Source organism: Curtobacterium sp. 1310, from assembly GCF_017834105.1.
Classification (GTDB): domain Bacteria; phylum Actinomycetota; class Actinomycetes; order Actinomycetales; family Microbacteriaceae; genus Curtobacterium.
Genome location: NZ_JAFICY010000007.1, coordinates 123,511 through 146,870, shown reverse-complemented (window position 1 = coordinate 146,870; position 23,360 = coordinate 123,511). Strand labels below are relative to the sequence as shown.

The 23,360-nt window shown below is 65.4% G+C and carries 17 protein-coding genes and 2 pseudogenes; 14 read left to right on the top strand and 5 right to left on the bottom strand.

Annotated features, from left to right (window positions below):
* The first annotated feature begins 3 nt into the window (after positions 1-3).
* The 4 genes from JOD95_RS15325 to JOD95_RS15310 all read left to right on the top strand — a co-directional run bounded on the left by JOD95_RS15325 (position 4) and on the right by JOD95_RS15310 (position 3,820).
* A complete protein-coding gene (locus JOD95_RS15325) occupies positions 4-954 on the top strand; it encodes an NAD(P)/FAD-dependent oxidoreductase (protein WP_200884113.1) in 951 nt (316 codons plus the stop codon).
* Entirely contained in the window at positions 951-1,580 is a 630-nt protein-coding gene (locus JOD95_RS15320) for a bifunctional 2-polyprenyl-6-hydroxyphenol methylase/3-demethylubiquinol 3-O-methyltransferase UbiG (RefSeq protein WP_209685916.1), read from the top strand. The genes JOD95_RS15325 and JOD95_RS15320 overlap by 4 nt, the downstream gene beginning before the upstream one ends.
* A gap of 94 nt (positions 1,581-1,674) precedes the next feature.
* A complete protein-coding gene (locus tag JOD95_RS15315) occupies positions 1,675-3,165 on the top strand; it encodes an MFS transporter (protein WP_209685914.1) in 1,491 nt (496 codons plus the stop codon).
* 70 nt (positions 3,166-3,235) lie between these two features.
* Entirely contained in the window at positions 3,236-3,820 is a 585-nt protein-coding gene (locus tag JOD95_RS15310) for an IS5 family transposase (RefSeq protein WP_280916132.1), read from the top strand.
* A gap of 40 nt (positions 3,821-3,860) precedes the next feature.
* Here the strand turns inward: JOD95_RS15310 and JOD95_RS15305 are convergent, their stop codons facing one another.
* Together JOD95_RS15305 and JOD95_RS15300 are read right to left on the bottom strand one after the other, a co-directional pair.
* Entirely contained in the window at positions 3,861-4,679 is an 819-nt protein-coding gene (locus JOD95_RS15305; RefSeq protein ID WP_066656298.1) for an aldo/keto reductase, read from the bottom strand.
* Positions 4,680-4,727: 48 nt separating this feature from the next.
* Positions 4,728-5,933, bottom strand: a complete 1,206-nt coding sequence (locus JOD95_RS15300) for an MFS transporter (RefSeq protein ID WP_066656297.1) — start codon at positions 5,931-5,933, stop codon at positions 4,728-4,730.
* A gap of 412 nt (positions 5,934-6,345) precedes the next feature.
* On the opposite strand from JOD95_RS15300, the gene nrdH reads away from it, so the two are divergent.
* The 5 genes and pseudogenes from nrdH to JOD95_RS15275 form a co-directional block, all read left to right on the top strand.
* Positions 6,346-6,579 carry a glutaredoxin-like protein NrdH gene (nrdH, locus tag JOD95_RS15295; RefSeq protein WP_058727719.1) on the top strand — a complete coding sequence of 78 codons (234 nt, stop codon included), beginning with the start codon at positions 6,346-6,348 and terminating at the stop codon, positions 6,577-6,579.
* A gap of 112 nt (positions 6,580-6,691) precedes the next feature.
* Positions 6,692-7,108 (top strand): class Ib ribonucleoside-diphosphate reductase assembly flavoprotein NrdI, encoded by a 417-nt coding sequence (nrdI, locus tag JOD95_RS15290; RefSeq protein WP_209685912.1) that lies wholly within the window; start codon positions 6,692-6,694, stop codon positions 7,106-7,108.
* Between the two features lie 17 nt (positions 7,109-7,125).
* Positions 7,126-9,231 (top strand): class 1b ribonucleoside-diphosphate reductase subunit alpha, encoded by a 2,106-nt coding sequence (nrdE, locus tag JOD95_RS15285; RefSeq protein ID WP_209685910.1) that lies wholly within the window; start codon positions 7,126-7,128, stop codon positions 9,229-9,231.
* 94 nt (positions 9,232-9,325) lie between these two features.
* The gene (gene nrdF, locus JOD95_RS15280) at positions 9,326-10,327 is read left to right on the top strand and encodes a class 1b ribonucleoside-diphosphate reductase subunit beta (protein WP_058725585.1); all 1,002 of its coding nucleotides are present in this window, start codon (positions 9,326-9,328) and stop codon (positions 10,325-10,327) included.
* A gap of 1,066 nt (positions 10,328-11,393) precedes the next feature.
* Positions 11,394-12,116, top strand: a pseudogene (locus JOD95_RS15275) (ribonucleotide-diphosphate reductase subunit beta); the annotation flags it as partial.
* A 75-nt stretch (positions 12,117-12,191) separates the two neighbouring features.
* On the opposite strand, the gene JOD95_RS16540 reads toward JOD95_RS15275, so the two are convergent.
* A complete protein-coding gene (locus tag JOD95_RS16540) occupies positions 12,192-15,431 on the bottom strand; it encodes an N-6 DNA methylase (RefSeq protein WP_209685908.1) in 3,240 nt (1,079 codons plus the stop codon).
* 54 nt (positions 15,432-15,485) lie between these two features.
* On the opposite strand from JOD95_RS16540, the gene JOD95_RS17075 reads away from it, so the two are divergent.
* Positions 15,486-15,734 (top strand): CGNR zinc finger domain-containing protein, encoded by a 249-nt coding sequence (locus tag JOD95_RS17075; RefSeq protein ID WP_374191735.1) that lies wholly within the window; start codon positions 15,486-15,488, stop codon positions 15,732-15,734.
* Positions 15,735-15,894: 160 nt separating this feature from the next.
* Here the strand turns inward: JOD95_RS17075 and JOD95_RS17070 are convergent.
* Positions 15,895-16,101 (bottom strand): annotated as a pseudogene (locus tag JOD95_RS17070) (SDR family NAD(P)-dependent oxidoreductase); the annotation flags it as partial.
* A 91-nt stretch (positions 16,102-16,192) separates the two neighbouring features.
* Here JOD95_RS17070 and JOD95_RS15260 point away from each other — a divergent pair.
* Both JOD95_RS15260 and JOD95_RS15255 read left to right on the top strand, forming a co-directional pair.
* Positions 16,193-16,561, top strand: coding sequence for a TetR/AcrR family transcriptional regulator (locus JOD95_RS15260; protein WP_209685904.1), 369 nt, complete (start codon positions 16,193-16,195; stop codon positions 16,559-16,561).
* Positions 16,546-16,821: a TetR family transcriptional regulator C-terminal domain-containing protein gene (locus tag JOD95_RS15255; RefSeq protein WP_209685903.1), complete on the top strand. Its 276-nt coding sequence runs from the start codon at positions 16,546-16,548 to the stop codon at positions 16,819-16,821. Before JOD95_RS15260 ends, JOD95_RS15255 begins: the two co-directional genes overlap by 16 nt.
* 229 nt (positions 16,822-17,050) lie before the next feature.
* On the opposite strand, the gene JOD95_RS15250 is transcribed toward JOD95_RS15255, so the two are convergent.
* A complete protein-coding gene (locus JOD95_RS15250; RefSeq protein WP_209685901.1) occupies positions 17,051-17,227 on the bottom strand; it encodes a hypothetical protein in 177 nt (58 codons plus the stop codon).
* Between the two features lie 126 nt (positions 17,228-17,353).
* Between JOD95_RS15250 and JOD95_RS15245 the strand changes: the two genes are divergently transcribed.
* Complete coding sequence (locus JOD95_RS15245; RefSeq protein WP_209685899.1) at positions 17,354-22,534, top strand: DUF6531 domain-containing protein; 5,181 nt, start codon at positions 17,354-17,356, stop codon at positions 22,532-22,534.
* On the top strand, positions 22,531-22,968 hold the full coding sequence (locus JOD95_RS15240; protein WP_209685897.1) for a hypothetical protein: 438 nt from the start codon (positions 22,531-22,533) through the stop codon (positions 22,966-22,968). The genes JOD95_RS15245 and JOD95_RS15240 overlap by 4 nt, the downstream gene beginning before the upstream one ends.
* Positions 22,969-23,360 lie beyond the last annotated feature (392 nt).

Here is a 23,360-nt window from a genome sequence, read left to right as displayed (position 1 = left end):
CACGTGAGCAGATTCGAGTGGGATGTCGTGGTACTCGGTGGCGGTAGTGCTGGCCTCAGCGCAGCGCTGATGCTCGGACGTGCGCGCCGCAAGGTGCTTGTGCTCGATGCGGGGGCACCCCGGAACAGGTTCGCCGCCCACATGCACGGTGTCCTCGGTCATGACGGGAAACCTCCGCTGGAGCTTCTCGCGGTAGGTCGGGCCGAAGTCGAAGCCCACGGCGGTGCCATCTGGGACACTCCGGCTGTGACGACCCGTCACGAGGGCGACGGGTTCGCGGTGGAGACCGATGACTCCCGGACCGTGCTGGCGCGGGCGCTCCTCGTGGCGACGGGTGCCAGCGATGAACTGCCTGACGTCGATGGCCTCGCCGAGCGTTGGGGCAGCGGTGTCGCGGCGTGCCCGTACTGCGACGGGTACGAAGTGCGCGACCGACGGATCGGGATCCTGGCTACCGGCCCCGGCAGCATCTTCCAAGCGCAACTGTTGCGACAGTGGTCCGACCAGATCATCTACCTCGCACACGACACGGATGCGCCGACCGGTGAGGACCAGGCGGCGTTCGACGCCCGCGGCATCCAGATCGAGGATGGGCGAGTCACGCGTGTGCTGTCCCGAGGTGACCAGCTGTCCGGCGTGGAGTTCGACGATGGACGGACCATCGAGCTCGACGCGATCTTCACCGCACCGCGTCTGATCCCACAGGACGCGGCACTGCGACAGCTGGAGGTCGAGCGCACTGAACACCCCTGGGGGTCCTTCGCCACCGTCGACCCCAGCGGGAGGACGAGCGTCGACGGGGTGTGGGCGGCCGGGAACGTGGTCAACGCGATGGCCAACGTCCCTGTCTCCATCGGCACCGCGGCCCTCGCCGCAGGCGCGGTGAACCACGCTCTCGTCCTCGACGACGTCCGCCTCGCACTCCGCGGCAGCGCGAAGGCGGAGACGCGATGAGCGAGGACACCACGCCGAGCGAGCGGTTCTGGGAATCCCACTACCAGGGCATGGACCCGTCTTGGGGGACCCGGCCGAACGCAGTCCTCGCTGCAGTCCTGGATGACCTGGCTCCTGTCCCGGCTCGTGCTCTGGACCTCGGATGCGGACACGGTGGGGATGCGCTCTGGCTCGCCTCCAACGGCTGGCACGTCACTGCGGTAGACGTCTCCGCGACCGCCATTGCACGCGTCACCGACGCAGCGCAGCGCAGTGAGTTGGGCCCGCGCCTGAGTGCCTTCCGGAAGGATCTTGCTCGAGACATCCCCGCCGGCCCGTTCGACCTGGTGTACGCCTGTTACTTCCACACGCCAGTGGACATCGACCGGAACGCGATCATCGGTCGCACATCCGAAGTCCTGTCCCCGGGCGGGTACCTCGTCGTCATCGACCACGCGTCATCGGCACCATGGTCCTGGGGTGCCCACGACCAGGAGTTCCCCACCGCGAACGAGGCGGTGACCCGGCTGGGCCTCGGTGAAGACCTGCGCATCGTGCGGCAGGAGACCGCGTGGCGTGAGGCGTCCGGCCCTGACGGGCAGCGCGCCGACGTCGCTGACAACGTCATCATCGCCCAGCGTCCTTGACCGACCAACCGAAGCCGGTTCGTGCTTCGTGCTTGCCCCACCCTCCCCGTCACCTCGGGCCTCCTTGGCCTGCCCGAAAGTAGTGGACCACCACGTGTCAGATTCACCCGTCACCGCCCCGCCGCCGTCCGCACCGGAGAACCCACGGAAGTGGTTCGCCCTCGTCGCGATCACACTGGCCAGCCTCATGGTCGTGCTCGACGCCTCCATCATCAACATCGTCTTGCCGGAGGCGCAGCAGGAACTCGGGATCTCGGACGCTGACCGCGTCTGGGCCGTGACCGCCTACGCCATCACCTTCGGCGGGCTCCTGATGCTCGGCGGTCGGATCGCGGACATCGTCGGGCGCAAGAAGACCCTGGTCATCTCGCTCATCGGCTTCGCGATCGTGTCCGCCATCGGTGGTCTCTCTTCAACGCCAGAGATGCTGTTCGCCGCTCGCGCCGCCCAGGGTGTGTTCGCCGCAGCCCTCGCACCCGCAGCCTTGTCCTTGCTGAACGTCACGTTCACCAACCCGCGTGAGCGAGCACGGGCGTTTGCCGCGTACGGGGCCGTTCAGGGGGCTGGCGGTGCAGTCGGTCTGCTCCTCGGCGGGGTCCTGACCGAATTCGTCAACTGGCGCTGGACGCTGTTCATCAACGTGCCGATCTCCCTCGTCGCCGTGATCACGGCGATGTGGGCCGTTCGGGAGAGCCACGCCGGGAACTCGCGCCGCCTGGACGTTCTCGGCGCGGTGCTCGTCACCGCCGGATCCGCTCTCCTCGTCGTCGGGTTCACCTACGCCGCCGAACCCGGCGCGGGCTGGACCAGCGCCGTCACGATCGCCTCGCTCATCGGCGCCGTCGTGCTTCTCGCAGCCTTCGTGTTCGTGCAGGCGAAGGTGAAGAACCCGATGCTCCCACTACGGATCCTGACGAACCGCACCCGCGCCAGCGCGCTCTCTGCCGGCTTCCTTGCCAACGCGGCGGTGTTCGGTATGTTCCTGTTCCTCACCTACTACCTGCAGCTCTCCCTCGGCTTCACACCGCTGCAGACCGGCTTTGCGTTCCTCCCCTTCAGCATCGGCATCGTCGCGAGTGCCACGCTGTCCTCATCCCTCTTGCCCCGCATCGGAGCCAAGCCCCTCATCGTCGGCGGCCTCATCCTCGCTACCGCAGGCATGGCGTGGCTGACCACGATCGGCCCGTCATCCTGGATCACCGTTGTGCTGCCCTCCCAGATCCTGATGGGCCTCGGACTCGGTGTGACGTACGTTGCGATCAACAACGCCGCGCTGAACGGCGTCACGGACGCTGACTCCGGAGTCGCCAGCGCCACGATCAACACGACGCAGCAGCTGGGCGGAGCTCTCGGCGTCGCGCTGCTGAACACCGTCTACGCCACTGCTCTCCTCACAGAGGGTTCGGGAACACCGACAGGTGCGACGACGCTTGCCGCCTACCAGACCGCTTTCCTGGTGTCCGCCGCGCTCTTCCTCGCCGCGACGATCGCCGGTCTCCTGACCCGGAATTCCGGCAAGCGAGCGCAGAGCGAAGACCCCACATCGGAAGAAGCCCACGCCAGTACTCCCGCTGCAACGCACTAGGGCGTGTCTGCTGAAGATCAGGTAGAGCGCTGGCGCGCTGTAGTGGTGACATGATTCCAGCTGCTCTCCGATGCTCAGTGGTCTTCGATCCAGTCGTTCATGCCGAGTCCGACAGGCAAACGTGGCCGTCCGGTTGCGGACGCTCGAGCCGCCTGATCACGGATGCGGCCGCTCCCGCGGCGGCCTGTCCACGAAGGTCCACCAGCTCGTCGACGGCCACGGGCTGCCCCTGGTCACCCTGATCACGCCCGGACAAGCCGGCGACTCACCGAGGCTGCTGCCGCTGCTGGCAGCGCTCGAAGTGGCCCGTCCGGTGGGCAGGCCGCGGACCCGACCGGACCGGCTCCGCGGTGACAAGGCGTACTCATCCAAAGCGATCCGGCAACACCTGCGCGACCGCGGTATCGAGTCCGTGATCCCCGAGCCTCGCGGCCAGCAAGGACGCCGGAAACGGCGTGGTTCCCGCGGCGGGAGACCCGTGACCTGCGACCGCATCGACTACAGGAACCGGAACGTCGTCGAGCGTGGCTTCTGTCGCCTCAAGCGATGGCGAGCCCTGGCGACGAGGTACGACGACCTCGCGATCGTCCACCGCTCAGCCGTCGTGCTCAACGCCGTCATCGCCTGGACCCACCATTCAGGAGACACGCTCTAGATCCCCGGCGACGGCGACGGCGACGGCGATGGCGACGGCGTCAGGACACCGAGTCCGGGTGCGACCCGGTCCGCTGTCCGTTCTCGAGACCGGCGATCGCGGTCAGGTCCTCGTCGGTCAGCTCGAACCCGTCGACGTCGATGTTCGCCCGGATGCGCGACGGCGTCACCGACTTCGGCAGCACGACGACCCCCTGCTGCACGTTCCACCGCACGAGCACCTGCGCCACGCTCACCCCGTGCGCGTCCGCGATCCGCGTGAGCACCGGGTCGTCGACGAGCCGCCCACGTCCGAGCGGCGACCACGCCTCGGTCCGGATGCCGTGCTCCTCGTGGAACTCGATCAGCTCGCGCTGCGGCAGCCACGGGTGGCGCTCGACCTGGTTGACGGCCGGCACCTCGCCCGTCTCGTCGACCACCCGCTGCAGGTGCGGCACCTGGAAGTTCGAGACGCCCACGCTCCGCGCCCGACCCTGCTCGCGCAGCTCGACGAGCGTCCGCCACGTCTCGACGTACCGGCCGTTCGCCGCCGCCGGCCAGTGGATGAGGTACAGGTCGACGGCGTCGAGTCCGAGCCGCTCGAGGCTCGCGTCGAACGCCCGCAGGGTCGCGTCGCGCCCCTGGTGGTCGTTCCACACCTTGGTGGTCACGAAGACGTCGTCGCGGTCCAGCCGGGAGGCACGGATCGCCTTCCCGACGCCGGCTTCGTTGCCGTACATCTCGGCCGTGTCGACGTGGCGGTACCCGGCGTCGAGCGCCAGGCGGACGGCGGTCTCCGCCTCGGCGTCGTCGACCTTGTAGACGCCGAACCCGATCGCGGGGATCGACCGGCCGTCGCGGAGGGGGAAGGAGGTGACCATGCACCCATCCTGCCCATCGGGGCGGGGGTACGTCGTGCCTCCCGGCCGTCAGCTCGGCAGCGTGACCGGCTCGGTGTCGGGGAGGGGGCTCGCGTCGCGGCCGCGCAGGTCGGGCAACCACCGCTTCGTCACGAGCGGCAGGACGACCCCCGCCGCCGCCATCACCGCTCCGACGGTCATGCCGCCGGTCGGGCCGTTCGCGTCGATGAGGAAGCCCGCGACGGCGGACCCGCCGGCGGCACCGATGAGCTGGCCGGTGCCCATCCAGCCGTAGGCCTCGGCCGTGTCGGAGAACTTGACCGTCGCGGACACCGAGCCGAACATGACCGCGAGTGCCGGTGCGATGCCGGCACCGGCGATGACGAGGGCCAGGCAGAGCCACCAGAAGTCGGTGCCGCCGACCGCGAGCGCGAGCCCGACGAAGACGATCGACATGCGCGCCCAGAGCGTGTTCTTCGAGATCGGTCGGTGTCCGAGCGCGAGGCCGCCGGCGAGCGACCCGACCGCGAACACCGCGAGGACGATGCCGGCGTTCGGACTGCCCTCTCCGAAGACGCTGGTGACGCTCGCCTCGACCGCCGAGCACGCGCCGATGAGCAGCAGGCCGGTCAGCGTCGCGACGATCACCGACGGCCGCTTCAGCACGACACCGAACGCGCGCTTCGACCGGGGGATGCGGACGCGACCGAGCTCGGGGGAGGCGATGAACCACACGCCGCCCACGACCAGGAACACCATGGCGACGACGATCGCCTGCACCGTGCCGACCTGCGTCGCGACGAACGTGGTGATGACCGGGCCGGCGACCCAGATGAGCTCCTGCGCACTGGCGTCGAGCGAGAACAGCGGGGTGAGCTGCGACGAGGTCACCATCTTCGGGTAGATGGTGCGCACCGCGGGCTGCACGGGCGGGACCGCCAGACCGCCGAGGAACCCGACGACGACGTACCCCCAGAGCGGCATCGTGACGAACGCGATCACGACCATGCTCGCCAGGGCGACGGCGCTCGTCAGGACCAGCACCGGCCGCATGCCCCAGCTGCCCATCCACCGGCTCGTGAGCGGGCCGGCGATCGCCTGGCCGATGCTCGTCGTCGCGAGGACGAGCCCCGCGGCGCCGTAGGAGTGGAACACGTGCTCGACGTGCAGCAGGTAGGCGAGCGAGAGCATGCCGAACGGGAAGCGCGCGGTGAGCTGTGCTGCGATGACGCGACCGACTCCGGGGGTCTTCAGCAGGGGTCCGTAGGCGCTCACGGGACGAGCGTACCGACCGGACGGAACGTGCCGTCACCCGTCCGGGGGTGCTGTGGACAGACCGGGTGCCCACGGTGCTCGGCACGGGCTGCCGCGACACGCCGACGCGTCGATTCCACACCTGTGGATCGAGGCTCTCCACGAGTGTGGGGAAGTGTCGGTGGTCGGCCGCAGACTGGCGGAACCGCGGGCCTCCCCGAGCTGTGCACACTGTGGAAGGGCTTGTGGAGAACTACACGGCTGTAACACTTCCTCTAGTGGTCGGTGCGGCAGTCAGCCACTAGATGTAGTGTGGAGACATCGCAGCGGCCCCTTCCCGGACACGTCTGCGCAGCTACCTGCACCACCTGCACACGTGGCATCAGCACCACCTCCACAGCAAGCACGACACCAGCAAGAACCAGGGGAGATCATGGCCGTCACCGTCTACACCAAGCCGTCCTGCGTCCAGTGCACCGCGACGTACCGCGCGCTCGACAACAAGGGCATCCAGTACGAGGTGCTCGACGTCTCCGCCGACGAAGCAGCGCTCGAGCACGTCAAGAGCCTCGGCTACATGCAGGCCCCCGTCGTCGTGACCGACGACGACCACTGGTCGGGCTTCCGTCCCGACAAGATCGCGACGCTCAGCGCCGAACTCGCGTGAGCCGTGCGGGTCCCGTCACCGGGGCCCGCAGCTCCGCCGGCCCGGAGGCGCGCAGCACCTCCGACGGGCCACCCCTGATCTGCTGTCCGCACCTCTCACAAGGAGCGCGCACATGAGTCGCCTCGTCTACTTCTCGAGCGTGTCCGGCTACACGGCCCGCTTCGTCGAGAAGCTCGGCCGTGACGCGGACCGCATCCCGCTCCTCCCGAGCGACCCGTTCCTCCACGCGGACGAGCCGTACGTGCTCGTGCTGCCCACCTACGGTGGCGGCAACGGCCAGGGCGCGGTCCCCAAGCAGGTCATCAAGTTCCTCAACGACGAACGCAACCGCTCGCTCATCCGCGGTGTGATCGTCGGAGGGAACACGAACTTCGGCGCGGCCTACGGCCTCGCCGGGGACGTCATCGCCGAGAAGTGCGGCGTCCCGCTCTTGTACCGCTTCGAACTCTTCGGAACGCCTGACGACGTGCAGGCGGTCAACTCAGGATTGGATGCATTTTGGACGCAGCAGTTGCAGACGTCGATCTGACGTCGCCGCAGACGGGGATGGACTACCACTCCCTCAACGCGATGCTCAACCTCTACGACGCGGACGGGAACATCCAGTTCGACAAGGATCGTGAGGCCGCCAAGCAGTTCTTCCTGCAGCACGTCAACCAGAACACCGTCTTCTTCCACAACCTGAAGGAGCGGCTCGACTACCTGGTCGAGAACGAGTACTACGAAGCCGCGACGATCGAGCAGTACTCGCTCGACTTCATCCAGCAGCTCAACGACCTGGCGTACTCGAAGAAGTTCCGGTTCCAGACGTTCCTCGGTGCGTTCAAGTACTACACGAGCTACACGCTCAAGACGTTCGACGGCAAGCGCTACCTCGAGCGTTTCGAGGACCGCGTCGTGATGACCGCCCTCGGCCTGGCGCAGGGCAACGAGCAGCTCGCGATCGACCTCGTCGAGGAGATCATCGCCGGCCGCTTCCAGCCCGCGACCCCGACGTTCCTCAACACCGCGAAGGCCCAGCGCGGCGAGCTCGTCTCCTGCTTCCTCCTCCGCATCGAGGACAACATGGAGTCGATCTCGCGCGGGATCAACTCGTCGCTGCAGCTCTCGAAGCGCGGCGGTGGCGTGGCCCTGCTCCTCTCCAACATCCGCGAGGCCGGCGCCCCGATCAAGCAGATCGAGAACCAGTCGTCGGGCATCATCCCCGTGATGAAGCTGCTGGAAGACTCCTTCTCGTACGCGAACCAGCTCGGCGCGCGTCAGGGTGCCGGTGCCGTCTACCTGTCGGCGCACCACCCCGACATCATGAAGTTCCTCGACACCAAGCGCGAGAACGCGGACGAGAAGATCCGCATCAAGACGCTCTCGCTCGGTGTCGTCGTGCCGGACATCACGTTCGAGCTCGCGAAGAACAACGAGGACATGTACCTGTTCTCGCCGTACGACGTCGAGAAGGTCTACGGGATGCCCTTCGGCGACGTCCCGATCTCCGAGAACTACCGCGCGATGGTCGACGACTCGCGCATCAAGAAGACGAAGATCAAGGCGCGTGACTTCTTCACGACCATCGCCGAGATCCAGTTCGAGTCGGGCTACCCGTACATCGTGTTCGAGGACACGGTGAACAAGGCCAACCCGATCAAGGGTCGGATCAACATGTCCAACCTGTGCTCGGAGATCCTGCAGGTCAACACCCCGACGACCTTCAACGAGGACCTGTCCTACAAGGAGATCGGCAAGGACATCTCCTGCAACCTCGGCTCGCTGAACATCGCGCTGACGATGGACTCGCCGGACTTCGGCAAGACCATCGAGACCGCGATCCGCGGCCTGACCTCGGTCTCGCAGATGTCGCACATCTCGTCGGTCCGCTCCGTCGAGGACGGCAACGACAAGTCGCACGCCATCGGCCTCGGCCAGATGAACCTGCACGGCTACCTCGCTCGTGAGCGCGTGTTCTACGGCTCCGAAGAGGGCATCGACTTCACGAACATCTACTTCTACACGGTGCTGTTCCACGCCCTGCGCGCCTCGAACAACATCGCGATCGAGACGGGGGAGACGTTCGACGGCTTCCGCGACTCGAAGTACGCGTCGGGCGAGTTCTTCGACAAGTACACCGACCAGGCCTGGACGCCGGCGACCCAGCGCGTCGCCTCGCTGTTCGACGACGCGAACATCACGATCCCGACGCAGGACGACTGGAAGGCGCTGAAGGCGTCCATCCAGGAGCACGGCATCTACAACCAGAACCTGCAGGCCGTCCCGCCGACCGGGTCGATCTCGTACATCAACCACTCGACGTCGTCGATCCACCCGATCGCGTCGAAGATCGAGATCCGCAAGGAAGGCAAGCTCGGTCGCGTCTACTACCCGGCGCCGTTCATGACGAACGACAACCTGGACTACTACCAGGACGCGTACGAGATCGGTGCCGAGAAGATCATCGACACCTACGCGGCTGCCACCCAGCACGTCGACCAGGGCCTGTCGCTGACGCTGTTCTTCAAGGACACCGCCACCACGCGCGACATCAACAAGGCCCAGATCTACGCATGGCGCAAGGGCATCAAGACGATCTACTACATCCGTCTGCGCCAGCTCGCCCTCGAGGGCACCGAGGTCGAGGGCTGCGTCAGCTGCATGCTGTAGAGCTGCTGCTCTCTTCCTGGAGGCGCGGGGCGGGCCCCGCCCTGCGCCTCCAGTCCGTCCGATCGTCCTGTCCACCACCACCCGGAAGAAAGCCATGACCCTCACCGACCCGGTCCACGCCACGGGCAAGTCCATCCCGCTGATCAGCGCGGTCAGTGCCATCAACTGGAACCGCATCCAGGACGACAAGGACGTCGAGGTCTGGAACCGGCTGGTCAACAACTTCTGGCTGCCCGAGAAGGTGCCGCTGTCGAACGACGTGCAGTCGTGGAACACGCTCACGCCGGAGGAGCAGCAGCTCACCATGCGGGTCTTCACCGGCCTGACGCTGCTCGACACGATCCAGGGCACCGTCGGCGCGATCAGCCTGATCCCCGACGCGATCACCCCGCACGAAGAGGCCGTCTACACGAACATCGCGTTCATGGAGTCGGTGCACGCGAAGAGCTACTCGTCGATCTTCTCGACGCTCGCCTCGACGCCCGAGATCGACGACGCCTTCCGCTGGTCCACGGAGAACCCGAACCTGCAGAAGAAGGCCCAGATCGTCCTCGACTACTACACGGGTGACGACCCCCTGAAGCGCAAGGTCGCCTCGACGCTGCTCGAGTCGTTCCTGTTCTACTCCGGCTTCTACCTGCCGATGTACTGGTCCAGCCGGGCGAAGCTCACCAACACCGCCGACCTGATCCGCCTGATCATCCGCGACGAGGCCGTGCACGGGTACTACATCGGGTACAAGTTCCAGAAGGGCCTCGAGGGCGCTTCCGAGGAGCGCAAGCAGGAGATCAAGGACTACACGTTCAACCTGCTCTTCGAGCTCTACGAGAACGAGGTGCAGTACACGCAGGACCTCTACGACGGTGTCGGGCTGACCGAGGACGTCAAGAAGTTCCTGCACTACAACGCCAACAAGGCGCTGATGAACCTGGGCTACGAGCCGATGTTCCCCAAGGAGACGACGGACGTCAACCCGGCGATCCTGTCGGCGCTGTCGCCCAACGCGGACGAGAACCACGACTTCTTCTCGGGGTCCGGCTCGTCGTACGTCATCGGCAAGGCCGTCGTGACGGAGGACGAGGACTGGGACTTCTAGGTCCGCCCGCCGCTTCACAACTGAACACCGCGGACGGCAACCGGTCTCGCCGAGGCTGAAGTACCTTCCGCATAAAAAACGGCCCCGCAACCGCAGAGAATCTGCGGCCGCAAGGCCCTCACCCGAAGGTGACTGTTCTTGGCGAGAACTTCACCAGCGTACGAGCGACGGTGCGCTGGGTCAACGTGACCGGCGTGTCGGGGAGAGGGTCAGTGGGGTCGGGAGAGGAGACATTGTGCCTAAGCGCATTGTCCGTGTGACGACTCGCTACACGATCCGCATCCGCCCGACCAAGGGCTGATGTCACCAGACCTGCGGGTGAGCCGGAAGCTCGTCCGGCTCACCTGCGGGTACCCATCATCCCCATGCGGAGGGGTTCCGTCGTGCCTAACCGCAAGGAAAGCAGTGCGAACGTGGCGTCGACCGCCAGACGAATCATGACCGACGAGCGCTACAGCAGGGCTGCTTGGAGTGCGGCCGCGAGCGCGCTCTCGTAAGCGGGGAGGCGCAAGAAGTAGCGGAAAGCTCAGGCAGTGTAAGCGCGCCCTTTGCTTGCACTGCCCGCCAGCTCGCGCCGGTCAGCAAGCCGCTCGCCGCCACCCGGCTTCACCCAACTTCGGGGAGCCGTAGTGTGATAGTGGACGAGTCGCCAAAGCCATCCGAAGCTGGTAGCGCGGTCGACGAAGGATCCGACTGCCCGTCATCCTCGGGCGCTCGTCGGATACGAGGAAGCGCACCGTGGCGGCGACCTTCTCAGAGCAGAGGAGCCGACCGAACGGCTGCCCACTAGCCATCTGCTCCAGAGGCGCCGCAGGCTACCTCGGAGTGAAGCCCAGGAGCCCTAAAGTTTCCGTTGAACCCAAGACGATCGTATTGATCCGGACATCGGGCGAGCGGTGCGGAGTCGGCCACCTACATGCGCGCGAGGGCCGCTATCGCGGCCTTTCACGCCTAGTGAAGACCGAGCTATTGGACCCACGTCCGAACCGGTAACGACGCCGTCCGAGCTCTTGCGCAGCAACGGCACCGCTCCCAGCACAGTGAGGCTGGTCCCACGGACGTTGGTATGAACGTCGCGTTCATGGAGTCGGTGCACGCGAAGAGCTACTCGTCGATCTTCTCGACGCTCGCCTCGACGCCCGAGATCGACGACGCCTTCCGCTGGTCCACGGAGAACCCGAACCTGCAGAAGAAGGCCCAGATCGTCCTCGACTACTACACCGGTGACGACCCCCTGAAGCGCAAGGTCGCCTCGACGCTGCTCGAGTCGTTCCTGTTCTACTCCGGCTTCTACCTGCCGATGTACTGGTCCAGCCGGGCGAAGCTCACCAACACCGCCGACCTGATCCGCCTGATCATCCGCGACGAGGCCGTGCACGGGTACTACGTCGGGTACAAGTTCCAGAAGGGCCTTGAGGGCGCCTCCGAGGAGCGCAAGCAGGAGATCAAGGACTACACGTTCAACTTGCTCTTCGAGCTCTACGAGAACGAGGTGCAGTACACGCAGGACCTCTACGACGGTGTCGGGCTGACCGAGGACGTCAAGAAGTTCCTGCACTACAACGCAAACAAGGCGCTGATGAACCTGGGCTACGAGCCGATGTTCCCCAAGGAGACGACGGACGTGAACCCGGCGATCCTGTCGGCGCTGTCGCCGAACGCGGACGAGAACCACGACTTCTTCTCGGGGTCGGGCTCGTCGTACGTCATCGGCAAGGCCGTCGTGACGGAGGACGAGGACCGGGACTTTTGTTCCTTGGGCGAACCAAGGCGCACTACCCGTCGATAGCGGCTTTGATCCATCCAACTGTCGTTACCTCACCTAGTCGTTGAGGGAGGACCGCGCTCGTTGCTGACAGCGATTTCACTCCCACAGGAACTTCGCGAGAGACAATTTACGTGCAGCGAGACTTTCAGTATCGCTCCGAGCCACTTTGACAAATCGAACTCTGTCGGCTTCCGGAAGCAGAGGAATCCGTACTCGGCGCAGATAGGCCATGTTGAGACTTTTGCCGATTTTTTTACTGCCCAGGTCTCCATGGGCTAAGATCTCGCCCGCGAAAAAGCGGAAAAGCTCGTGCAGGAAAGCAGTATCAACCCAAGGCGTACTTGGGTTGGGCTGCTCTCGAGGCGACACCGCGGCAATTGCCTCGTTCGTGTACAGGTCGCGTCCGGCGATTGCTGTGCGCCCGATCGTCAACTTGAAAGATAGGAGGAGCGTTCCGGCTTTAACTAGCTTTGCATTGGAACTCTGAACTCCGATCTCGCTAAGCGTCTCTTCGGTCACCTCAACTGTGCCGCCGTTCATGTCGCGGATTGCAACCCAAGGCAGATCGCCGCCGAAGTAGTCAGGACGCTCACGGCTCGGAGTGCCCCCGATAGCGATTGTCGCAACTGCGCCCATCCTAGTGGCACTCGTTTTGAAAGGCCGATCGGTCGACGGGCGCCCGCTCAAGGACCACGTGAAAAGGGGATCCGATATGCCCACCAAGTCTGAACAAGCAACATCTTGGGCATATTGTGAGAGAGTGGCCGGGATTGGGTGGTGTTTGTCCTCGAAACGAGCCTTGATTAAGGTGCTCAGTTTCGTGGCGTTGTCCGAGTCTTCCGGATCGAATAGGGGTGTCTCGATGCGGCCGTTTGGGGAGAGGAATGCGATACCCTCGTGCTGCTTGCGATCAGAAAACTTATAACCCAAAAATTTCCTCTCGTCCCTTGTGCCGCTTGGTGCTTGCACGTGCAAAGCATGAGCTTGCCGAGTCAGGAAATAGGCCTCCATGCGCTGTGCCTCGGATGCTCGGAGAGTACTCACAAAGGCCGCACTGTATATGGTTCGACCAGCAGGATCTTCGACCCGGGGCGAGGTCGTGCGGCCGCTTCTATGTGTGAACTCCCATTCGAGATCCTCAACAAACTGCTGAGTCTTATTCATAGGGTCTTTCAGTGCGCCGACGTACTGTTCAAGAGTTAGCCCGTGTACGTCGATCGCGTAAGAACTCGCCCCGTCCGCGATCCCCATGATCACTGTGTCAGTACCGCTCGACATGAACGCACTGATTGCACTCTTTAAGTTCGCAACTGTGGCATTAGATCGGCGACGTAGGAACAGAATAGACGTTGGTGTAGACGTTGCTATAAATACCGATCCACCCAAAGATACAATCGCTAAAACTTCGAAGTGTTCGATAAGGAGGCGTCTCGCTCTAGCTTCAACGCCTGAGTTGGAGAGGAAACTTGACGGTAGAATGATTCCGGCGACCCCGCCATCTTTCAGAAGATGTTTGGTGCGTTCGACGAAAAGTGCTTCGATCTTGTCACTGCGATCGGAGAGCCCCGAGGCAAGTTCGAATGACTCCTCAGCGGCTTCGACGCCGGTCAGGAAGTCGCTTACCGAGAACGGTGGGTTACCTATAACGATATCAAAACGGGCAAGATCTCGGTGATAGAGCGATGCGCGTTGCTCCTGTCTTGTGAGTATACCTCGGTCGGCACGATAGTTGAGGTCGGTCTCGAAATGTCCAAGGCCGTTCCCGCGAATGATGTGAGCTTGACCATCTCCATTTAAGAACGTTGAGACCTTTGCGGCTTTGGCCAGGCGATAATCGAGCTCGATACCGTAAACGAACTCGCCAGCCCACTGGAAGCGATTCCATGCGCCTCGCTTCGCTAGCTGGTCCTCGGTCTGAAGCTTCTCATCGGGTATATTCTTGAGGACTCGGTCTGTGCGGGCCATATACTCGGTAAGAAAATGTCCACTACCCGCGGCGTAATCAATCGCATATGGTAGGAAATTCGTGTCTCCCGCCGCAATCTTCGACTCGATCATGCGCTCAATTGGCAGTGATTCGTTGATAAATTGAGCAATCGGCGGTGGGGTGAAGAATTGTCCTGACTCCTGCTTCATGCTGGTATTCAAAAGCTTCTCAAAGAACAAGCCAAGAAATCCGTGCTTCTCGGAGTACCTGAGTCGAAACTTCTGTAACAATCGAACGATCTCCCTGACGATCTCAGCGTTTTGGAGATATGATTGCGAGTCAAATACGTCCACAAAGGCAAACTCGTTGTTACGAAACTGCCGCGACCTGATGAACAACTCGCGTATTGCCTGTTGCTTGTCAGCTGGCAATGACTGAAGCGAGGCTTCGAGTCGAGCCTCGGTTCCATCGTCGACCTCAATGCTGAGGTACTGACGCATTCCCTTCGCATAGAGTTGACTCAGGCGTTCAAGGACGGTTGCTTCCGTCTCAGTGGACATCCATTGGAAGTCCACGTCTTGGCTCGGTATCCTTTTCGATTCATCGGCGACCTTGCAGATGAAAAGGTTGAAGAGCTTGTTGAATGCGTTGGGTTTGTCTGAAACTGCGTGGCGACGAAGTATCTCCTCAAATTGGTTGAAGAGGCGTGACCCATCTTGTTGCTCCATGTCGCGCAGGTCTGCCACTTTAATACGGGTTTCCCTCAATGAGTAAGGGGAGCTTTCTTCCAGGCCTGAGGTGTACGTCTGTTTGTCCCATGAACCGAAAAGTGCACGCAGGTTTGTTCCAATAAGCTCCCTTGTTGGAAAACCTGCATATGTCCGCTCAATTCGGCACGCGCCCGATGGCAATTCGATAAGCCGCGAGGAATAGAGTAGAGCCTGTTCGGCGTCTCGGTCCTGATGTAGATAGCTCATCAACTGGCTCTGGGGCCGCGTTTTGAGCTTGCGCAATTCGGAATCGTACTCATCGCCGGCTGTTTTGACCTCGACCATCAGGTAGGCCTTCTCGCCCCTGTGTACGAGAATGTCAAGGTAGCCGCCGTCGCCACGCCCCAGGTGGAACGCTTTCTCCAATGAAAGCGCATCCGCTGGGTAGCCGATTTGGCCGATGAGTAAGTCCACACATTCAAGAACAACCAAATTCTCCTGGGACAGGAGGTTCGTGGTCGTGGCGCGGCCGATCGTAATTACCCCGTAGTCGATGGTGCCCGGGCCAGCTGTATTGACCGTGATTGCAAAGCCACCCGGGTACGTTTTGACCCACTTGGCTGTTCCTGGTTGCTGCACGAAGTTCAGCGCGCCTAGCCAGTTTGCGGTGGTCTGTGAGTCGGGCGGAGTGTTCGGCACGCCACTCATCTTAGTTGACGGCACTGACGTCGCTGGGGTGGCTTCGATGTTTGAGTGCCGAATGGGTTCGGAAGGCCGGTGTCCGATGAATGTTCATGCCTCTCAGTCAGCTTTCTGCAACTTATCATTAGCGACGGCGTTCAGTTCTCAGGCCGGTGTATCGTCCTTCGGGGGAAAGCGGCTCGACCAGCCGCCCTTGAGGCACACGAGCTGCTGACCTCGGATCTTGGCCGTGCGCGCCAGTGCAGTCACGACGCCTGCGACTGGGTGTACCTGGACGCTTCGCCGCAGCACAACCGCTAGCCGCGCACTGCAACCGGCTGCGGCAACCGCGAGAGGGTCGCGAGACACCAGGCCCAAAAGGAGGGCTAAGACACCGCCGGGCGCGCTTCGAGTCGCGCCGATGCGTGAGGACATTCTCGTACCGGTGATCAGCGGGGCTAGGAGTGCCGGCGAAGACCGTCGCGATGTCAGTCGGCTGGGCAGCGTCCGCCCGGATCGGCGTGACCGCGTCGCCGAACTCGTCCCGCACGGCGTCGAGCGCCTCCCGTCGCCGCCCGGTGACGAAGATGTGGGCTCCTTCGGCGACGAAGCGGCGTACGACCGCGAGTCCGATGCCCGACGTCCCGCCCGTGACGAGTGCGGTCTCGCCCTGCAGTGTCCCTGTCATGACGATCTCCTGGACCTGTTGTTGACTGCTTGGTCCAGAACGGCACGCCGTGCTTTACTGGTCGGTCAAGAACGACTTCCGAGGAGTCCGCATGCCCCGGCCGCGCAAGTTCGACGAGGCCGACGTGGTCGAGCGCGCCCGGCGCAGGTTCGCGGAGTCCGGGTTCGACGGCACGTCGCTCGACGACCTACTCGCAGCGACGGGGCTCGGTCGGCAGAGCCTGTACAACACAGTCGGCGGCAAGAAGGAACTCTTCATGCGCGCGTTCCTCAGCGACACCGCCGACGCCGTCGAGATTGTGCAATCCGTCCTGCGGAGCGCCGAGCACCCCATCGCGCGGATCCGGACGCAGCTGGTCTCCGCTGCGGTCGAGCACGGGGCGGCGCAGGGTCCGCCGTCACTGCTGCTCCGCGCGGTGGTGGAGCTGTCGGCTCGGGACCCGAGGTGGCCGCCACCGTGACCGAGGCCTTCGACACCATCCGCGCTGGCTACACGGCCTGCATCGTGGACGCGCAGGCAGCCGGCGAGGTCGAGGCCGACGCCGACGCCGAGGCGCTCGGCACCTACTTCTGCGCGGTCACCGAGGGGATGGGGACGATCGGACGCGTCGGGACCTCACGAGCGGCGCTCCTGCAGGTGGGGATCGCGAGCCTCGCGGCACTGCCGATCACACCGCTGGGTGCAGAGCACCTCGGAACCGCGGACGGTCCCTGGGACTGATCGTCGCCCGGTACCAGAGTGACGCGCGACGACGCGAGCGGCGGGACGGACCGCCACCGCGCCTCCAGTCCGGGTCTGGAGGCGCGCATCCCGCAGGCGCGACCGCATCCGCCCGTCGCCTGGTCGCGTGCTGGGCCGTCGACGCGAGCCACCCGTCCAGCAGGAGTGTGATCGCGACGCCGGGAACCATCGCGATGACCGCGACGGGGACGGGCCACAGCTGGTGCACTCAGGGATGGCCACCCGGCTTCGTGGCCGCCGCCGCGAACGAGGACGCGGACACCAGCACGGCCCACGCGGCCGTCATAGCGATGATCGGCAGGGAGTCCCACCCGCGGTCGAGCAGGGCGTTGGCGAGCGGGAGGGGGACCATCACCGTCCCGACGATGAAGCCGGTCCTCGCCACGGTACGAGCACCGCAGTCAGGTGGTCCGATTCATCGGGCCGGTTCCCTCGAGGATCAGCGGCACGGGCGACAAGCCTGCGTTAGGTTCGACTGAGACAACACCGGATTCCACGGGGGGACACAACGGTGACTGGACCGACAGACCTGACCGCGTACGCGCTGCCGGACCTGACGTACGACTTCGCCGCGGCCGACGACCTCGCACGGCAGTGCGACCTGGCGAAGACAACGGTGGAGCTTCAGTCTCCGTCGCGCGCGGCGCTCGTCGTGCTGGCCGGCACCGACTTCGCAGGCGGTTTCGCAGAGACGTTCCGGTCGAACGCGGAGATCGCCCAGGAGGATGCGCGCGAGCTCACCACGAAGCTCGGCGAGGTCGCGAGCGGCATCCGTGCGCTGAGCGATGCCGCGCGCGCCGAGAACACCCGTCGTCGCGAGGCCCGTGCCTGGCGGGATCGCGTGATGGCTCGCCGGACCGACATCGTCGACAGCACCTGGGACCAGATCTTCGGTGAGGAACCCCCGCCGAGCAGTGGCAGGGTCGACGTTCCGGCCTTCCCGAGTACGAGCTACAAGGCGCGCACGAGGAGCACGCCGCCGCCGGGCGCCGGTCCGGGTACCGGGGGCAGTGTCTCGTCTGCGCGACCGGACCATCTCCGATCGTTCGCCTCCGGAACCAGCTCCCTCAACGGCAGCGTGCAGGCGCTGCCGGGGCGGATAGCGGCTGCCCTGGCGGGCTTCACCCAGCGGTGCGACTTCGGCCGCGTCGACCTGTCGCCGCTCCTCGCGGGCTTCCGGGCCTGGTCGGCCGCGAACGAAGGCGACGTGGACTGGGCGAACACGGTCGCAGCCGCCTTCGAGGCAGCCGGGGCGAGCGGCGATGTCGTCTCGCTGAACGACAGTTCGCTCCTGGCCGCGCTCCTGGCGGCAGGGGTGGGCAGGACGCGGACCGACCTCGCCTTCGGCAAGCCCTCGTTGCTCGGCGCGGTCCCCACCAGTGGCTTCGCAGCCGACCCCGTGAACACGGCGACCGGCAACTTCGTCGAGCTGGAGCGTGACCTCTCCTTCGCCGGAGGCGCTGAGGGCTTCGAGCTCACGCGGATGTACAACTCGTTCGACGTCGTCGGTGGGTCCTTCGGTCGCGGCTGGTCCTCGGTCCTCGACCAGCGCCTCGAAGTCCTCGCCGACCACGTCGAGTTGGTCCACGACGACGGACGACGGAGCACGTTCCCGACCCGGGGCGACACAGCGGTCCGTGCCGTCGGAGAGAACTTGTGGCTGGCACCAGAACCCGACCCTTCGGCGGGTTCGACGGCCGACCGTGAGGTACTCCTCGTCGTCCGCGACAATGCCGGCTCCTGGTGGTCGTTCACGACCAGCGGGCTGTGGATCGCGACCGGTACCGGGACCGCGGCGACCACCAGAGCCGTGCGGGACGGCGACGAGAGGCTCGTGCGGCTCCAGCACCGACGCGGACGGTTCATCGACCTCCTGCACCTCGACGGGCTGGTCCGTTCGGCGCGCTCGTCCGACGGCCGGACGGTCACGTACGAGTACGCCGACGACGGTGCACTCAGAACGGTGACGGGTCCCGGCGGAACACGGACGTACTCGTGGGACGTCGACGGTCGGATCGAGCGGGTGACCGCTGCGGACGGCGTCGTCGAGTGTGCGAACACCTACGACGAGCACGGTCGGGTGGTCCTGCAGACGACGCCGCAGGGGCGCACGATCCGGTTCGCGTACCTCCCCGGACGAGTCACGTCCGTCGCCGACGAGGACGGCACGCGCTCGAACACATGGACGTCCGATCGGCACGGTCGTGTGGTCTCGATCACCGACTCAGATGGTCGACGACAATCGTTGAGCCACGACGAGCACGGGAACCTGGTTGCCTCGACCGCGCGTGACGGGTCAGTCACGGTCCACACGTACGACGACCGTGGACGCCTCACTCGGACCCTGGCCGAGGACGGGACCGACACGCTCGTGGCCCACGACGATCACGACCGCGTGCACCGCGTCGAGCGCCATGGGCGAAGGGTTTCGTACGAGTACGCCGACTCTTCTGCGACGTCGCCCTCGCACGTCGTCGACGAACAGGGTGCCCGCTTCACGTTGGCATGGGTGGACGACCTGCTCGTCCGCGTCGAGGACCCGGCAGGTGTCGTGCTGACGTACGACTACGACCGTTCGGGTGATCTCGTTGCCGTCAGGGACGCGCTGGGCGCGACGACTCGGTACACGCGGGACGACGCTGGTCACGTCGTCACGACCACCACACCCATGGGACACCGAACGCGCTTCGAGCGTGATCCTGCGGGCCGCGTGACGTCATGTGAGGCCCCGGATGGGTCCGTGTGGAAGCTCGAACGCGACGCTGGTGGTCGTGTCACTTCGGTCGTCGATCCGGTTGGTGGGCAGACGACCTACGAGTACGGGGCGAGTGGAAGCCTCACGCGCGCCACGGATCCGCTCGGACGGGCGAGCGACATCCAGTACGACCGTCTGGGGAACGTGCACGAACTCCTCCAGCCAGACGGTACCCGCTGGACGATGCTCCACGATGGGCTCTCGCGACTGCAGGAGGTCACGGATCCGGAAGGTGGGCGATGGCTCCGGGAGTACGACGCCATCGGGCGCCCCACGGCCCGGATCGATCCCACCGGTGTCCGCTCCGTCGTCGAGCAGACAGACCGTCGTGCGTCAGTACCGTTCTTGGACCTCGACCTCGCGGGCCGCGTCGTCGCCGGGGCCTCGCCGCTCGGTGACCGTGCGACCATCGAGTACGACGTCTGCGGCCGGCTCTCGGCGTGGACCGACTCAGATGGTGGCCGGACGATGCTCCGGTACGATGCGGACTCGCGGATCGTGGAACGCATCGAGCCCTCGGGCGCCGTCACGACGTTCGAGTACGACGCCTGTTCACGGCTGGTTGCGGAACGAGTGCCCGGCGTCGGGACGACGCGGTACGGTCACGACCCTGCCGGACGCCTGGTCACTGTCGACGACCCGACCAACGGTCGACGGACGATCACCCGGGACCTTGCCGGGCAGGCGGTCGCGGTCGACGACGCGCTCGGGCACTCCACGACCTTCCACCGAGACGTCCTCGGACGGGTGACACAGGAGATCAGCCCCTCTGGCGGGCGCACGCTGACCACCTGGACCGGGTGCGGTGACGTCTCATCCACGACCGACTCGATGAGCCGCGCCGTGGCGTGGACGCGGGATGCGGCCGGCCGGCCGACAGCCCGCAGGGATCCCGATGGCCACACGACCACCTGGGGACACGACCCAGCTGGGCGGCTGGCCGAGGTTCGTCAGGACGGCCGACTCGTTGCGGCAGTCGCGCGGAACGAGTCCGGCCGATCGGTCACGATCACCGACATGACCCACCCCGACGGTGAGCAGACCGTGCACCGGCTGGAGTACGGCGCCCGGCAGGAGTTGGTCCGGCGCACGACGAGTCGTGCCGGGCGGAGCACGACGACCCGATGGGAGTACGACGCCGCTGGCAATCAGCGCGCGATGACCACGCCAGACGGAGTCAGGACCGAGTACGACCGCGGTCGTGCGGGCATCCTGACCGGGATCAGGCGACCCGGCTTCCCCGACGCCTCGTTCCGACACGACGGTGACGGCCGACTGACCGAGGTCGTCGCCGGGGCCGTGGGTCAGTCGTGGCAGTACCGCGATGGCTTCGTCGTCGGCCACACGTCAGGCGGGCGGGCGACCACGCTCGAGCGCGACAGCCGAGGGCGTGTCACGTCCGTGCGCGATCCGGACGGCAAGACCGTGACGTACGAGTACGACGAGGCGTCGCAGTTGGTGGCCGCGACCGGGACGACTGCGTCGACCTGGACCTACGACCGGTCCGGCCGGATGCTCGAGGAGCGAAGCGCGTCCGGGAACACCTCGTACCTGCACGATCCTGCCGGAGCGCTCCTGCGGGCCGAACGCCGCGGCGATGGGACCGCGGTCGTCCGGTTCGAGTACGACGGCTCGGGCAGGCGTGTCCTCGCCGCAACCGACGACGGCACCACGACGTACGAGTGGGACGAGCTCGGTCAGCTCCGCGCCGTCGTGCGTGAAGACGGGGCAGGCGTGAAGCGCTTCGACCTGTGGGTGAACGCTCTCGGTGAACTCGCCGAGGTCGACGGAACGACGCTCTGCTGGGACCCGACGGCCCCCGTGCCCACCCTGCTGTCGATCGGTGAGGTTCCGATCGTCTCCGTACCGGGGATGCTCGGTGTCGACGGGATCTGGTCGACTTCAGGCTGGCGCCAGGCGCGCTCTGCGCAGATGCACGACCCGTGGTCCTCGGCCGACGTCGCGACGTCACCGAGCCTCCCCGACGGCATCGAGGTCAGCCAGACCGGCACCGTCATGGTCGCTGGGCTCGAACTGAGCGGAGCGCGAGCGTACGACCCGTCGGCACGGTCGTTCCTGTCCCCAGATCCCCTGCCCCCGGTGGCAGGTGCGGCCTGGGCCGACAACCCGTACGCCTTCGCTGGTAACGATCCGGTCAACCAGACCGACCCGACCGGACTCCGACCGATCACGGACGCTGAACTCGCGGCGTACGCAGCTGGCCGGCAGGGCTTGCTCGGGATCTCGTACCACTTGTCGAACAACGGTGCCTTCTCCATGGACGGGGACCTGCACGCCTCACACGCATTGTCATGGCTGCTCGGCATGTCACTCCTCGACCCACGCAGGCCAGGTCCCGGCGTCGTCCTCGGCGCGCTCAGTCCGCTCCCGATGGTCGGCATCCCCGTCGGCATGGCGGCGGACTTCTACGCCGGGACCGTCCTGACGAGTGGGCAGGGCGAGATGCTGTTCGGGTGGGCGACTGGCACGTCACCCCGGACATTGCTCTACGGATCGGACAGCAAGATGACGCAGGTCGTGAAGAACGAGCTGCCGGGTGACCAGCGCAGGGACATCCTCGACGACTTGAAGGAGACAGGCGTCGCGACCGGGTACGGCTACCAGGCGGGACCCGCGTCGTTGACGAACCAGAACCTCCTGCGAGACATCCGCACAGTCGTCACCTGGCCGGTGGCGTCCGAACGGGACCGGACTCTCCTTGCCCTCGGGACGTACGACGTGGATGCGAGGGTCGTGTCGAAGGGCGACGACGGGACCGCCGTGGTCGAGTACACGGCAACGAACGAGACCACGCTCGGCTCGGCCCTGCGGATCCCCGGGCTCGACTACGACGCGTTGAACCGGGCCGCTGGAGACCACGGGCCGTTCTCGCGGGTGACGGAGCGGTTCACGTGGAAGGAGAAGGTGAAGTGGTGACGAGACACTCGGAGGGCATCGCGACGTCGATCGCGGTGCTGACGCTGTTGTTGACCGGTTGCACCGTCATGGCACAGCCCGAGCCGGAGGACTACACCGGCACCTGGGTGCTCGAGAGTGCGGACGGCGACCGAGTGACGGAGTTCACCGTGTCGGCGGACCGGACGTACACAGCGCGCAACATCCCGATCGACCTCGCGTGCCGAACCGGCAACGCTGCGACGAGCCCTCCGGGTTGTGCGAACGGCGAGGACTCGGCGAGCTTCTCCGGACGATGGACGGTGGCCGACGGTGACTCGCCCGGCATCCGGTTCTACTTCGATGACCACTTCGTGCGCCAGGGCTACCCGACCAACGGAGCACTCGGTTTCTACAGCGGATCACTCGATGTGCCACGTCCCGACTACCTCTTCGTCCGTTCATCGTCGGATTGACCGGAAGCCTCCTCCGCAGCCCGTCCGGTGACTGTCCTGACGGGGACCGCGACGACGATCGGGGAGTCTGGGCGGCGCGGATCTGCGGGACGCCCTACCGGTGGGGGCCCGTGGCTCGTGTCGGCTCCCGACCGTGCTGCACGAGACGCACAGCCGGTCCGTCGAGTACCCCGAGCGAGTGCTTGAGGCGAGAGTACGTCTGCACCGTCGTGATCGACGCGGCTCCTGCGTGGGCGATGAAGGCGAGACGCCGCACCGGCCAGGTGCGGAGGAGACGCTGTTCGGTCGCCGTGAGGCGCACCTCGATCCGCCACAGTGGGTCGAAGTACACCCCGTCGTTCCCCAACGTGTCGACCGCTTCTCGGTGCACTCTGGCCTCCCCGTCGTCCGCA